Origin of the sequence: Mesorhizobium sp. 2RAF21 (assembly GCF_052115345.1) — a bacterium.
In the GTDB taxonomy this organism is placed as follows: domain Bacteria; phylum Pseudomonadota; class Alphaproteobacteria; order Rhizobiales; family Rhizobiaceae; genus Mesorhizobium; species Mesorhizobium terrae.
This window is the reverse complement of record NZ_JBFRGM010000062.1, coordinates 1-446: the sequence shown is the minus strand read 5'-3', so window position 1 is coordinate 446 and position 446 is coordinate 1. Positions and strand designations below refer to the sequence as shown.

1 protein-coding gene is annotated in these 446 nt (G+C 32.7%); it reads left to right on the top strand.

What is annotated here, in order from left to right; translation table 11 throughout:
* The first annotated feature begins 18 nt into the window (after positions 1-18).
* Positions 19-207 (top strand): CsbD family protein, encoded by a 189-nt coding sequence (locus AB4136_RS33380; RefSeq protein WP_002440614.1) that lies wholly within the window; start codon positions 19-21, stop codon positions 205-207.
* Positions 208-446 lie beyond the last annotated feature (239 nt).

The window sequence follows — 446 nt, the reverse complement described above, 5'->3', positions numbered from 1 at the left end:
ATTTAGGAGGAATAGAAAATGAGCGAAGAAAAATTCGAACAAGCAAAAGGAAATATCAAAGAGACTATTGGAGATGCTACTGATAATAAGGATTTAAAAGCAGAAGGTAAAGGAGATAAAGCTTCTGGTAAAGCCAAAGAAGTAGTAGATGATGTTAAAGATAAAGCTAATGACTTGATTGATAAAGTTAAAGGAGATAAAAACTAAATAAAAATTAAAACGTCTTAAGTATTATTATGTAGCATACTTGGGACGTTTTTTATTTAAAGTGAATAAAAATAAATAATAAGACACGCATTTATGCCGAGAAAATTTATTGATGTTGAGAAGAACCCTTAACTAAACTTGGAGACGAATGTCGGCATAGCGTGAGCTATTAAGCCGACGATTCGACAAGTTTAGGGATTGTTAAGGGTTCCGAGGCTCAACGTCAATAAAGCAATTGG

What these genes read in the sequence shown, in the direction of transcription:
- AB4136_RS33380 (WP_002440614.1), top strand. Translation starts at nt 19, where the DNA reads ATGAGCGAAGAAAAATTCGAACAAGCAAAAGGAAATATCAAAGAGACT.